The organism is Mycobacterium sp. 852014-50255_SCH5639931 (genome assembly GCF_001665605.1).
Taxonomy (GTDB): domain Bacteria; phylum Actinomycetota; class Actinomycetes; order Mycobacteriales; family Mycobacteriaceae; genus Mycobacterium; species Mycobacterium paraffinicum.
On record NZ_LZSV01000034.1, the window covers coordinates 88,522 to 101,097 of the forward strand.

Sequence of the window (12,576 nt, forward strand, 5' to 3'; positions counted from 1 at the left end):
CTAGATCTGCTCGCCCGGCTGACCGCTGACACGTTCCAGGACCCTCAGCGATCCGGTAGCCGATACCTCTCGGAACTGGCCGGAATCGATTGCGCGACAGTAGATGTAGTAAGGGGGTCGTCCGCCGTCCCTGGGGTTCGGGAAGACGTCGTGGATGGCCAGCGCGCCGCCGACGGCCACCCACTTCGCCCATCCGTCGAAGTCCTGGTTCGCGGCGGCCTCACTGTGGCCGCCGTCGATGAACAAAAACCGCAGCGGCGATCGCCACCCGGAGGCCACGATCGGCGACTTACCCACGACCGCGACGACGTGGTCGTCCAGCGCCGCCGCATCGAGCGTGCGACGGAATGTCGGCAGGGTGTCGAACAATCCCGTGACTTCGTCGACCAGCGAGGCATCGTGGTACTCCCAGCCGGCCTGGTGCTCCTCGGAGCCGTGGTGGTGGTCGATCGTGTAGAGCACGCCCGCGGTTTGTTGGGCCGCGGCGCCGAGCAACAGGGTGGATTTGCCGCAATATGTGCCGATCTCGACGGCGACGCCGCCGTCGAGATACCGCAGCGCGGCGTCGTAGAGCGCCCGTCCCTCGTCGGCGGGCAGGAACCCTTGCACCTGTTCGGCCATTGCGAACAAGCGCTCGGGCGCACTCGCGTCGACGTGACTCATCAGCTGAACCTATCGTTCGCGCCACCGGCGCCCCCACGGTGGTCGAGGTGGCCGCCGCGCGACCGGACTGAGGTCGCTTCGCCTAAGCCCAGCGGCCGGGCCGGGACCGCTCTACCATCATGCTGTGCTTGCCCGCAGACTCTGTGACATCGGCCTGGCGGCGGTCCTCATCGCGGCCGCGGCGGCGTTGCCCGCTGCGCTCCCGTCGTCCGCAATTCCCAGCGCCGCGGCCGCGAACTGCCCACAGGTGCAGGTGGTCTTCGCCCGCGGCCGGATGGAGTCGCCGGGACCGGGAGCGCTGGGCAACGCGTTCATCAGTTCGCTGCGATCCAAGGTCAACAAGAACATCGGCGTCTATGCCGTGAATTACCCCGCCGACACCGAGGTTGCTCAGGGTGCCAACGACATGAGCCACCACGTTGGGGACATGATCAACAATTGCCCGAACACCCGGCTGGTGCTCGGCGGCTACTCGCTCGGCGCGGCGGTGACCGACGTGGTCCTCGCGGCGCCCATCAGCGCATTCGGCTTCGACAGCCCCCTGCCGCCGGGCGCCGACCAGCACATCGCTGCCGTGGCCCTCTTCGGCAACGGCAGCCAGTGGGTCGGTCCGATCGCGAACTTCAACCCGACCTACAACGACCGGACCATCGAGTTGTGCCACGGCGCGGATCCCATCTGCAACCCCGCCGACCCGAACACCTGGAAGGCGAACTGGCCGCAACACCTCGCCGGTGCGTATATCGATGCGGGCATGGCCAACCAGGCGGCCGACTTCGTCGCCGGCAAGCTCTGATCGATCCGGCGCGCCGGATCGATCGCCGCCTCGCACGCCCGCTGGTGATGACGCACGACGAGCACGACGGCGATCAGCACGATGATGCCCTGGATGGTGCCGCCGACCATGATCGACGGCGGCGATGCCGCCATTCCGCGCCGAAAATGATCGATCGCGTGCAGGGCGTACGCGGCGGCGAACCCGATCATCGTCGTGGTGAGCGGACGGTGCGCGGTACTCGAAAACCAATTATTCGACATCGCTTCTCCCAATCGACTTCTACTACTCACGGTAGTAAACGATGGGAATGATGTACACGGGCGCAATCCGAAAATCTCGGGGCACGACCGTGGCTCTCATGCGACGGCTCCGCTCGGCGGCGGCGCATTGCCCCGCAGAGATGGACGGAGTTATCAGAATGATTTTTCGGCTTGATTAACGCGTGCGAGCAAGCCCACGCCCTGGACGCCTTTGGCGCAATTTGCGCACGGAAAGGTTCAGGCCGGGGTGTTGGTGTTGGAGTAGAGCTTGAAGTCGCGGATCAGCGGAATGACCTCGCCACCGGCCACCGCGGCACGCTGGCTGGCGCGGAAAGCGGGATGACGGCGCATCGCCTCACGGCGTTCGCGTTCCTGGCGCCGAGCCGCAGCCCATACCGGGTGGGACTGAAGGGAAATAACCGTCGCTCCCGTTGAATTCGCCACGATCGTTAACTCCTCCCAGTGCAACCCGCAAATGCTACGCCTTGTGGTTATCGGCTTGTGATCTCAGGATGCCCGACCGATCCTGAGACCAAACCATCCACGAAGTTGAGAATTAGCCATGAATTTCGACTAATCCTTCAGCCGCTACCGCGCCGCCGTCCGTGCTGGCCCGCCGGCGATTCGAAACGTTAGCGGCGAGCACCGACAGATTTCGGAGTTCGGTCGAGACGGCGGTGGCTGCTATCGTCCCCGCGTATGCCCAAGATGGACCGCCGCCGCATGATGTTGACGACCGGGATCGGCGTGCTGGCAGCCGCGCTGCCTGCGCCGGAGGCCCTGGCCCGCCCGGGTCGCACACCCGCTCCCGCCGCTCCCAGCGGCCAAACCGGCACCTACATTTTTCATGACGAATTCGACGGACCCGCCGGCTCTGCGCCGGATTCTTCGAAGTGGACGGTGGCGAAGGCCCGGGAGACCATCAAGGATCCGACGTATTGGGAGCTGCCCGAGCACATCGGGCAGTACCGCGACGATCGTCGCAACGTCTTCCTCGACGGCAACTCCAACCTGGTTCTCCGCGCCGCCAAGGACGGCCCCACCTACTACAGCGGCAAAGTCCAAAGCCTCTGGCGCGGTGGCGTCGGCCATACCTGGGAAACCCGGATCAAGCTCAACTGCCTGACGGCCGGCGCCTGGCCGGCCTACTGGCTGGGTAACGATGACCAGGGCGAGATCGACGTGATGGAGTGGTACGGCAACGGCAGTTGGCCCTCGGCCACCACCGTGCACGCGAAAGCCAACGGCGGCGAATGGAAGACTCACAACATTGCGATGGACAGCGCCTGGCACACCTGGCGCACGCAGTGGGACGAGGCCGGCATCCGGTTCTGGAAGGACTACTCCGACGGGGCCCAGCCCTATTTCGACGTGCCGGCGAGCTCACTGCCGGATTGGCCGTTCAACGGGCCGGGCTACGCGGTCTACCCGGTGTTCAATCTGGCGGTCGCAGGTTCCGGCGGCGGCGATCCAGGACCGGGAACCTATCCCGCCGACATGCTCGTCGACTGGATCCGCGTCTGGTAGGCGGGTTCAGTGGGTGAGCAGGGCGACCGCACTCGACGATTTGCCGCCCGGACGGCGCAAATCCGGCCGAGGCAGCCAGGCAAGCGGACGCATCCAGATCGGTAGGCGATGCAATCGGTGGGCGGCCACCAGTACCGACTCAGCCTCGACGGTCCGCCAACCAAGGTCTTCGAAAAAGGCCAGGCCGTTGTCGGGTGCGAATTTGAACGGCGCGTTTTCCGAGATGCCGGCGACGTTCTTGTTGATCCGCTTCTTCAGGCCCGGAAAGGCGAAATCGAGCATCCACCACGCGACCTCGGGGCGCTTGATCGCGTCTGAAAGCCCGGCGACGGCGGTGGGCTCGAGGTACATCGACAGACCCTCGGTCAGCACGAAGGCCTTCGTCGCACCATCCAACGCGTCGTTGAAGAACGTGTCTCGGGCGCGCGGGTCGGCGAGGTCAACCGCTATGCGGTGGAGCCGGCAGCGCGGGGTCTGATCGCTGAGTACTTGCGTCTTTTCCTCGAGCAACTTGGGCAGATCGGCCTCGATCCAGGTGAGATCGGGTGGGAGGTCTAAGCGATAGGGCCGGGTGTCCAGACCGGCGGCCAGATTCAGCACCCGGTCGCAGCCGTTCGCGAGCGCGTCGGCAATGGCGTCGTCGATGAGCTTGGTGCGCGCGACCAACCAAAAGCCGCTGCGATCGGTCCAGCGAACGTTGTCGACGATCGCGCGGCCGTGTTCACCGGCGAGGCGCTCCGCGAGCGGGTCGCTGAACAGCGCGTCGGGGCGGGCCGATTCGGTTGCCCGATGCAACGCCGTCCACCGGGCCGTATCGGAAACATGGGTGATCGTTTGGCCTGGGCGTGACATACGTTGCGTTATAGCAGCCCCGCTGCCGCTCTACTGACCGGCCCTGCCACCGGCGAGCCACGCTTCCGTCACCCCGCGGGTCTGGGGCGGTGGGTAGCCGGTGTCCGGTCGGCCGATTTGGCCGACCTTGACCGTCCACGCCGACGTTGAGCGGTCGATGCAACTCCCGGCGCCCTGGCTGGGCAACCACAGCACCGCGGTATTGCCGCCGCCGCCGGGGCCGCACCCGTAGACCGGGACATACCCGTCGGCGCGCCCGCTCCAGGCGCCGCCGTTGCGGAAAAGGCAATGCGTACCGTCGTCGAGGGTCAGCGCGAACGGGTCCGGCATAGCGGTCGGGTGCACCGGCGGCAGCGGACCGTCGTAGTTCACCCGATGCAGGCGCCGGTCCCACGGATCGTCCACGCACAGTAGCGATCCCGGGGCCGACGGCCAGCACGTGCCGGCGCCGGCCGCGGTCGGTGAGCAGTAGTACACGTTGTCGGCCACCGCCGACGGTGACGGCGTGCTGCAGTCGCTGGCTTGGCCGACGTCGCCCGGTCCGGACGCCACGTGGTAACCGTTAATCGGTTGGCCGTCGGGCCCGACCGCCACGACGGTGAGCTGCTGGGTGGGAGGCGGGTCCGCGGCGGCCGACCCGGGCAGCGAAAGGGCGGCCATCATCAGGACGGTGACGGGGACTACGACGAATCGCGACAGTGCCTTCATCGAGCAAAACCTTCCGCTCGGCCCCCATGATTGAAGGGTACGGTGCGCATATGCCCCATCGAAACCGTCGCTTCCTGCTTCGCGAACGACCTACCGGCCGCATCGGTCCGGGCACTTTCGAACTCAGCGAAGAGCCGATCCCCGAGCTCGACGACGGTGAGGCGCTGGTGCGAGTGGATTGGATCTCGCTGGACCCGACGAACCGTATGTGGATCAACGACACCCCGTCGTACTTACCTCCAGTCGGGATCGGTGAGGTCATGCGCGCGGGCGGGCTCGGTGAGGTCGTCGCATCCAAGAGTTCGACATACGCGGTCGGCCAGAAGGTGCAAGGCCTCCTCGGCTGGCAGGAGTACGCGGTCCTCTCGGACACCGCGATGGTGAACCCGGTCGACGTCGCGGAGGGCATCTCGCCGAGCGCCTACCTGGGTGCGCTCGGGATGACCGGGCTCACCGCGTGGATCGGGATCCGCGACATCGGCAAGCCGCGGCCGGGCGAGACGGTCGTCGTCTCCGCGGCGGCGGGCGCGGTCGGGTCGGTCGCCGGCCAACTCGCCAAGGCCGCCGGCGCTCGCGTCGTCGGGATCGCCGGTGGGCCCGAGAAGTGTGCGCTGCTCACCGACCAGCTCGGCTTCGACGCGGCCGTCGACCACCGCGCCGACGACTGGGCCGCCCAGCTGGCGGCGGCGACGCCCAAAGGCATCGACGTCGACTTCGAAAACGTCGGTGGCGACCTGATGGACGCGATTTTCACGCGCCTCAACATCGGCGCCCGCGTCGCGCTCTGCGGCCTGATCTCCGGCTACAACGCGGCCGATCCCCCGCCTGGCCCGCGCGCATTCGGCAATCTGCTCATTCAACGCGCCACGTTGCAGGGTTTCATCGTGCTCGATCACTTCGGGCGCGCGCCGGAAGCGATGACTGAAATCGCGGGCCTCATCGAGGCCGGAAAGCTCACGCCGCTCGAGACCGTCGTCGAGGGCTTCGAGCAGCTGCCGACGGCGATCAATATGCTCTTCGACGGCAAGAACGTCGGCAAGCTGGTGGTCAAGGTCGGCTGATCTCAGCCGAATTCGAGTAGGGCGAAGACGCCGCGATAAGGCTTCGCGGGCGGGAAGCGCCAGAACGCGGGGTATAGCCTCCCGAAGAAGAAGCCCCGCCCCGCGGGCATCGGTACATCGTGCACAGCACGGATCCCGGGCACGTTTTCCGCGAGCTTCGCCAGTTGACGCACCGAGAGGCTGAACGGCATCGGCGGTACCCGGTAGCGCTTGGACGATCGCAGCCCCCTTCGCGCGACCTTCTTGACGATCGTCGGCGGCAGGTCGAAGAACATCCGGCCGCCGGGAAACCGCTTGGCGCACTGGCTGATCAGTCCCAGCGCCTCGTTGGGCTGTAGGTACATCAGCAGCCCTTCGGCGGTGATGAACACGCCGTTGCCGGTGTCGACCTTGTCCATCCAGTTGTAGTCGAGGGCGGACTGCGCGAGATGAGTGATCCGCGTGGATTGCGGCAGCAGCCGCTGCCGAAGGTCGATGACCTGAGGCAAATCCACCGAAAGCCAACTGAATTGCGCGCCGGGTAGGGCGCGGTCCAAGCGCCAGAAGGACGTCTGAAAACCTTCGGCAAGCGCGACTACGGTCGCCCTGGGATGCGTGGTCAGGTATTCGATCGCGCACCGGTCGACGGCCAACGAACGCAGCGCCATCTCCTGGCCCCTGCGCCCGAACTTCTCGAAGTCGAAGTCGAAGGACTCCACCAGCCTGATGGCCATCGGATCGTCGATGATCGGGTCCGGGCGCCCGGCCTGATATGCCCTGCCGTAGAGGGTCAGCAGCGCCGTTTCCGAAACACCGGTCAGCAGCCCGGCATCCACTTTCTGGTTGTCTCGATTCGTCATCACGCCAAACCGTAACCGGCTCAGCGCCGAATGTAGCTGCCCACGCGCCGTTGCATGCCGGGCGGCTAGGCCGGTGCGGAAGACGGATCGATCGGAATCGCGATCTCGTTGCGACGCCGCATCGGCAGCGTCCAGGGCGGATCGTAGAACCAGCCCTCGGCCTCTCCCGTGGTCTTGATTCCGTTGTCCCGCAATGTTTTCACGAGCTCATCGGTGCGAGACGCCACCGCCTTGGGGCTGCGGTCACCGCTGAATCGCAGCACGGCTATGGTCGCGGGCGGCACGGTGACGAGGCGGACTTGATCATCTTTGGGCGCGGGAAGGGTCTCCATCGTCCACTTCTCGGGCATGAAAAACCGGATCACCCAGCCACTCTCGGCGCCGGCGGACTGAACGACGGGCGCGGTCATCGCGATCTGCTGGCCACGACGGCCCGGCTGCTGGCTGACGGGTGCCGTCATCGAGATCGATTCGTTACCCCGATTGCCGCCGAATATGTACCCCGCCAGTCGTCGGAACCCCACGTCACGAGCGCGGTTTTCATCGGCGTCGACTGTCGTCTCGGCGGCAATCCGCGGACCGTAGCGGCGTATCTCGACGGTGCCGGTGAGCGGATGGCGCGTGTACTTCGGCTCCTCGAGGCCGACGCGAATCCCGCCCACCGCCAGGACCGATTCGGCGACCTGCTCGGCGAGCTTGATCGGGTTCATCATCAGGACCATTTGACCCACCAGGCCCTGGTGACGCAAGTGAGGTCACTCCCCAACGACGGTGTCACCCGGCCCTTGTCTTTCGTCGTGGGTGAGGGTAACGCGCGTCCATCCCGGTGTGGCGGGTTGGGATCGGTAGCCGATCCGGGGGTCTGTACTTGGCCCAACGACGACGCCAGTCCGGCGGCGCCCCACGAAAGGAAGTCAGAAATGAAGATCGTCCCGGCCAGCATCGAAGAGCAGATCAATCGGGTGGACCGGCAACGCAGCCTGTACATCGGGCTCAGCGCCGGCGCCGTGGCGCTGTGGAGCGCGTTCCGGCTGATCTGGGCCCTCTACATCGGGATGACATTCGGCTGGTTCTTGGGGTCGATGGTCTTCCAGTTGGTGCTGTGGGGTGTGATCGGTGCGGTCTCGGCGGTTGCGGCCGCCGGGTTCCTGACCCGCTACGCCAAGGGATCTTGACTCGTCCATAGGGCAGCGCGAAGTTCCGGACCTCATGGAGGTTCGGAACTCTTGCGTTCGAGGGCTAGAGCTGGGCCCAGACCGACTTCGTCTTCAGGTAGGCCTCGATGCCCTCGCGCCCGAACTCGTGACCCCAGCCGGACTGCTTGTAACCGCCGAACGGTACGTCGTGGTCGAACACCAACTGGCAGTTCACCTGGACGCTGCCGGCCTGCAGCCGCTTGACGATTCGGTGGGCGCGGCCGAGGTTTTCCGTCCAGGCCGTGGCCGCCAGGCCGTAGGTCGTGTCGTTGGCCATGGCCACGGCCTCGTCCTCGTCGTCGAACGGCAGGATGCTGACCACCGGTCCGAAGATCTCCTGCTGATACAGCCGCATGCCGGGGTCGACGTTGGTCAGCACCGTCGGGTGCACGAAGTAGCCCTTGCGGTCCAGGCGGTAGCCGCCGGTCACCACTTCGACACCGTCACTCTTGCCCTCGTCGATAAAACCCATGACGCGGGTCAGTTGCTTCTGGCTGATCAGCGGTCCGCTGACGCAGCCCTCCTCGCTGGGCGCGCCCAGCTTGAACGTGTCAGCCATCAGCACGATGCCTTCCACCACGCGGTCGTACACCCCACGCTGCACGAAAATCCTTGAGCCACATACGCATCCCTGCCCGGAGTGTACGAAGATGCCCAACGACGCCATCATGATCGCCTTGTCCAGGTCGGCGTCGTCGAAGATCAGCACCGGCGACTTCCCGCCGAGTTCGAGCATGACCTTCTTCAGGTTGCCGGCCGAGGCCCGCACGATCTCCTTGCCGACCTCGGTCGACCCGGTAAAGGCGATCTTCTCGACGTCGGGATGCGCGGTGATCGCCGCACCGGCGGTGTGCCCGTAACCGGTCAGCAGGTTGACCACTCCCTCGGGGACGCCGGCGTCGTGAATCAGCCTGTCCAGCAACAGCGCCGACAGCGGGGTCTCCTCGGCGGGTTTGACGAGCATGCTGCACCCGGCCGCCAGCGCGGGCGCCAGCTTTGCGCTGGCGTTGAAGATCGGGCCGTTCCACGGGAAGATCAGCCCCACCACCCCGAAGGGCTCCTTGAGGGTGTAGGCGTGCATGTTGACGAAGGCGTCCGTGGCGATGCCGTCCGTCTTCACGTCGTACGCGACCCCGTTGAGTTTGGAACACCAGCCCGCGTAGTAGCGGAAGAATTCCGAGCAGGTCGACATCTGCAACTGAGCTTGCATCAACGGCATGCCGGTGTTGAGCGAGTCGAGTTGGGCGAACTCTCCGGCATGCTCGTCGATCGAATCCGCGATGCGCCACATGATCTTGGCGCGCTCGCGGCCCGGCAGCTGGGACCAGACGCCCGACTCGAAGGAAGCCCTCGCCCGCGCGGCGGCATCGTCGACCGCCGCTTCCCCGCAGTCGGTGAACTCGGTGATCGTCTCCTCCGTGGCGGGGTCGATGACCGCGATGACCTCGCCCGTTCCCGGGCGCTTTCGGAGGTCGTCCAATACCGTCTGCAGCGTCATCCGATCCCTTCCGTATCGCGGGGCCGTTCGGCCGGCGCACAATGCTGAGCACTTGCTTAGCATTGTGTGTGCGGCGCGGTCAAGGCCGCGCTCACGGATCAGGCCGCGGCGCCGGGCCGCGAAAACGGTTGGTATCGACTACCTAGCGCAGCACTCAGCGCAGTTCTTGGATGCGGATCAGGTTGCCCGCGGGATCGCGGACCGCGCAGTCCCGCAGTCCGTACGGTTGTTCTGTCGGCTCCTGGACGATGTCGACGTCGCCGGCCTGCAGCTGCTCGAAGGTGCGGTCGAGGTCCTTGGTCGCCAACAGCAACGTGGCGTAGCTGCCCTTGGCCATCATCTCGGCGATGGTGCGCCGCTCGTCTTCGGTGATGCCCGGGTTGGCGGCCGGCGGATTCAGGACGATCGACGTGTCGGGCTGGTTCGGGGGTCCCACGGTGATCCACCGCATCTTGCCCTTTCCGACGTCGAGGCGGACTTCGAAGCCGAGGGTGTCGCGGTAGAAGGCGAGCGAGGATTCCGGGTCGTCGTGTGGCAGGAAGCTCGAGTGAATCGTGATGTCCATGGCGTCAGGCTAAGCGCGGTCCGGTGTCCGATGCTTCTCGATTCCTGATCGGTCTGGTCACCTGTTTGGTCACGCACGGCGGCATTCCGGCCAGCGCGTCCACCCCCTGGCGCCGGTAGGTGCTCGGCGGCACACCGACCAGTTCGGTGAAGCGAGTGCTGAAGGTGCCCAACGAGGAGCAACCGACGGCGAAACATACGTCGGTGACGCTCAGGTCGCCACGCCGCAGCAACGCCATCGCGCGCTCGATGCGCCGCGTCATCAGATAGGAGTACGGCGACTCGCCGTAGGCGCGGCGGAACTCGCGGCTCAGGTGGCCGGCGGACATGTGCACCTCGCGCGCGAGCGCCTCCACGTCCAACGGCCGCGCATACTCGCGATCGATCCGGTCGCGGACGCGGCGGAGCAGCGCGAGGTTGCGCAGGCGCTGCGCCGCGTCGGTTCCTTGGCGCACAGGTAATCCTTACGCGCCGACCAACTCTGGATGGAACTTGGCCGCCATCCGGCGCAGCCCGTCACGCCAGTCGACCGTCGTGCCGCCGATGAGCTCGTGCATCCGGTCGCTGTCCGTGGGATTGCCGCGCAGCGCTTGAGCGCTCACCTCGAACACCGGTTCCTTGCCCACCAGCGAGCTGAGGTAGCCACACCACTCCTGGATGCTGACCGTTTGGTCGCCGCACCAGTTGACCGTGGTCGCCGGGACCGACGCCACCTCCAGCAGCTTCGGGATGGTCGCGATGATGTCGTCCTCGTGAATCGGGTTGTAGCGCGCGGGTTCCCCGGGCGGGACCGGGATCGGGATGCCCGCCAGCATCATCTCCATGTGGTAGAACGGCCACCCGCCGTTGTCGCCGTAGGGGACGTTGAGCCGGGCGATGGTGGTGGGCACTCCGAGGGCCCGCGCCATCGAACGGGCGACGACCTCCCCGGCGATCTTGGAGATGGAGTAGGTGGGGAACAGGCACTTGTGGTTGTCGCCCAGGGCGGCGGCCTCGGTTCGCGGATTTTCGTCCGGCGGGTCATAGACGGCGGCGGACGAACAATGCAGAAACGCCTTGGCATCGCGGCAGTGCGCCATCAGCAGACCCACCGACTCCGCATTGGCCGCGAGGTCCTTGTCCCAGTTCCCGCTCTTGGCCACTGCCAGGTTGAGGATGTACTCGAAATCGGTTGGCAGACTGGCGAAGTCACCCGCCGCCAGGTTGACCTTCTCGCAGCGGACGCCCGCCTTCTCCAGGCCCTCCCTTGCTGCCGGATCGGTGAAGCGGGCGATGCCCCACACCTCGTTGTCGGCCGCGAGCGCCCGCGCAATGGGGGTCGCGATTTGACCGGTCGGACCGGTGATCAGGATCTTTGAGCCGCGCATGCGCTGATAGTAGCGACTCACAGCCCCGGTTGGTCTTCGATGATGCCGAGCCAGATCTGCGCGACGTCGATGGCGACTTTCTCGCTGATGAAGGCGTGCTGCGTCCCGGTATAGATGTCCCGGAAAGCGCGCTCCAATCGAGTGCCCTCCCGGATCGAGCTGGTGCCCGCTACCAGGTGCGCCCACTCGGCGCAGCTTCGGGCCGTGTCGGTCGCAAAGACCGCAGCCACGCGCATGTCCGCGCGCAGCACCGGTGTGAGCTCCTCCCCGGACGCGACCGCGGCCTCGGCGGTGGTGAACGCGTCGAGCACCAGCAGACGAGCGGCCCGCCAGGCCGCGCGGTGGTGCGCCAGCCCCTTCTGGAAGGTGGGGCGGCTGGCCAGCGACGCCATGTCGCTCATCCGGAACTTCGTCGCCGCCAACTCCTGGACGTCGTCGAGCATGCTCTTGGCGACACCCAGGGCCCATGACGCGTGGCCGGCGGCGGTCACCGGCATCAGCCCCATCCGGGTGGCCGGCGACGTCCCGCGATACGGCTGACGCACGAAGAGCTCGAAGGTGCGGCTCGCCGGTACGAACACCTCCTGGACGCTGTAATCGTAGGACCCGGTTCCCTTGAGCCCCTGGACAAACCAGCCGTCGTTGAAGCTGATCTGATCCCGGGGAATCACCGCGACCCGCATCTCGGGGAAGCCCTCACTGATCCAGCGCATTTCGCCGTTGTCCATGGGAAAGAACCCGGCCGCGACGTACTGGGAGTGCCCGATGCCGGAGCCGAAGTTCCACGACCCGCTCACCAGGTAGCCGCCATCGACGGCGGATCCCTGCCCGTTGGGGAAGAATTGGCCGCCCATCGTGACGCGGTTGTCGTGCGCAGTGAACACCTCGGCAAAACCCTCGTCGGGCAGATACGTCGCGGCGGCGAAGGAAGACGGCAGGTTGGCGATGCCAACCCACCCAAAAGAGCCGTCCTGCCAAGCCATTTCGATCCAGGTCTCGATCATTTCGGTGAAAGACGGTTCCGTACCGCCCGCCGGGGCCGGGTTGAACGCGGACATCAGCCCGCTCGCCCACATCTCGTCGACGATCGCCGGGGTAAGGGTGCGCATCCGCTCGGATTCTGCGGCCTCGGCGCGCACCAGGTCGCGCATACCGCGGGCGAGCGAGACAACCCGGTCATCGGTGTCGGCAATCGACGTCATCCACCTGTCCCATCATCGCGACGGCATCAGCGGGAAACTGATATCGGTGACCGTACCAACC

The 12,576-nt window shown here is 66.2% G+C and carries 16 protein-coding genes; 5 read left to right on the plus strand and 11 right to left on the minus strand.

Going from position 1 to position 12,576, the window contains the following annotated elements; genetic code table 11:
* Positions 1–663, minus strand: coding sequence for a class I SAM-dependent methyltransferase (locus tag A5758_RS19990; RefSeq protein WP_067743526.1), 663 nt, complete (start codon positions 661–663; stop codon positions 1–3).
* A gap of 124 nt (positions 664–787) precedes the next feature.
* Here A5758_RS19990 and A5758_RS19995 point away from each other — a divergent pair, with 124 nt between their 5' ends.
* Positions 788–1,459 (plus strand): cutinase family protein, encoded by a 672-nt coding sequence (locus A5758_RS19995; RefSeq protein ID WP_067743529.1) that lies wholly within the window; start codon positions 788–790, stop codon positions 1,457–1,459.
* Between the two features lie 47 nt (positions 1,460–1,506).
* Entirely contained in the window at positions 1,507–1,752 is a 246-nt protein-coding gene (locus A5758_RS25895) for a hypothetical protein (RefSeq protein WP_156622722.1), read from the plus strand.
* Positions 1,753–1,938: 186 nt separating this feature from the next.
* Here A5758_RS25895 and A5758_RS25900 read toward each other — a convergent pair whose 3' ends face one another.
* Positions 1,939–2,145 (minus strand): hypothetical protein, encoded by a 207-nt coding sequence (locus A5758_RS25900; protein WP_156622723.1) that lies wholly within the window; start codon positions 2,143–2,145, stop codon positions 1,939–1,941.
* Between the two features lie 255 nt (positions 2,146–2,400).
* Between A5758_RS25900 and A5758_RS20000 the strand changes: the two genes are divergently transcribed.
* Positions 2,401–3,228: a family 16 glycosylhydrolase gene (locus A5758_RS20000; RefSeq protein WP_067743532.1), complete on the plus strand. Its 828-nt coding sequence runs from the start codon at positions 2,401–2,403 to the stop codon at positions 3,226–3,228.
* A gap of 6 nt (positions 3,229–3,234) precedes the next feature.
* Here A5758_RS20000 and A5758_RS20005 read toward each other — a convergent pair whose 3' ends face one another.
* Positions 3,235–4,080, minus strand: coding sequence for an SAM-dependent methyltransferase (locus tag A5758_RS20005; RefSeq protein ID WP_067743534.1), 846 nt, complete (start codon positions 4,078–4,080; stop codon positions 3,235–3,237).
* 30 nt (positions 4,081–4,110) lie between these two features.
* The gene (locus A5758_RS20010; protein WP_067743538.1) at positions 4,111–4,788 is read right to left on the minus strand and encodes a hypothetical protein; all 678 of its coding nucleotides are present in this window, start codon (positions 4,786–4,788) and stop codon (positions 4,111–4,113) included.
* Between the two features lie 50 nt (positions 4,789–4,838).
* On the opposite strand from A5758_RS20010, the gene A5758_RS20015 reads away from it, so the two are divergent.
* Positions 4,839–5,849 carry an NADP-dependent oxidoreductase gene (locus tag A5758_RS20015; protein ID WP_067743541.1) on the plus strand — a complete coding sequence of 337 codons (1,011 nt, stop codon included), beginning with the start codon at positions 4,839–4,841 and terminating at the stop codon, positions 5,847–5,849.
* 2 nt (positions 5,850–5,851) lie between these two features.
* On the opposite strand, the gene A5758_RS20020 is transcribed toward A5758_RS20015, so the two are convergent.
* Both A5758_RS20020 and A5758_RS20025 read right to left on the minus strand, forming a co-directional pair.
* On the minus strand, positions 5,852–6,688 hold the full coding sequence (locus A5758_RS20020) for a class I SAM-dependent methyltransferase (RefSeq protein ID WP_067743546.1): 837 nt from the start codon (positions 6,686–6,688) through the stop codon (positions 5,852–5,854).
* Positions 6,689–6,753: 65 nt separating this feature from the next.
* A complete protein-coding gene (locus A5758_RS20025) occupies positions 6,754–7,410 on the minus strand; it encodes a heme-binding protein (protein WP_067743549.1) in 657 nt (218 codons plus the stop codon).
* A 198-nt stretch (positions 7,411–7,608) separates the two neighbouring features.
* Between A5758_RS20025 and A5758_RS20030 the strand changes: the two genes are divergently transcribed.
* A complete protein-coding gene (locus A5758_RS20030; protein ID WP_066954494.1) occupies positions 7,609–7,863 on the plus strand; it encodes a hypothetical protein in 255 nt (84 codons plus the stop codon).
* A gap of 64 nt (positions 7,864–7,927) precedes the next feature.
* On the opposite strand, the gene A5758_RS20035 is transcribed toward A5758_RS20030, so the two are convergent.
* The 5 genes from A5758_RS20035 to A5758_RS20055 all read right to left on the minus strand — a co-directional run bounded on the left by A5758_RS20035 (position 7,928) and on the right by A5758_RS20055 (position 12,515).
* Positions 7,928–9,382, minus strand: coding sequence for an aldehyde dehydrogenase (locus A5758_RS20035; RefSeq protein ID WP_067743552.1), 1,455 nt, complete (start codon positions 9,380–9,382; stop codon positions 7,928–7,930).
* 154 nt (positions 9,383–9,536) lie between these two features.
* On the minus strand, positions 9,537–9,947 hold the full coding sequence (locus A5758_RS20040) for a VOC family protein (RefSeq protein ID WP_067206516.1): 411 nt from the start codon (positions 9,945–9,947) through the stop codon (positions 9,537–9,539).
* Between the two features lie 4 nt (positions 9,948–9,951).
* Complete coding sequence (locus A5758_RS20045) at positions 9,952–10,401, minus strand: helix-turn-helix transcriptional regulator (RefSeq protein WP_067743555.1); 450 nt, start codon at positions 10,399–10,401, stop codon at positions 9,952–9,954.
* Between the two features lie 9 nt (positions 10,402–10,410).
* Entirely contained in the window at positions 10,411–11,313 is a 903-nt protein-coding gene (locus A5758_RS20050) for an NAD(P)-dependent oxidoreductase (protein ID WP_067743907.1), read from the minus strand.
* Between the two features lie 17 nt (positions 11,314–11,330).
* Positions 11,331–12,515, minus strand: coding sequence for an acyl-CoA dehydrogenase family protein (locus A5758_RS20055; RefSeq protein ID WP_067743558.1), 1,185 nt, complete (start codon positions 12,513–12,515; stop codon positions 11,331–11,333).
* Positions 12,516–12,576: the final 61 nt, after the last annotated feature.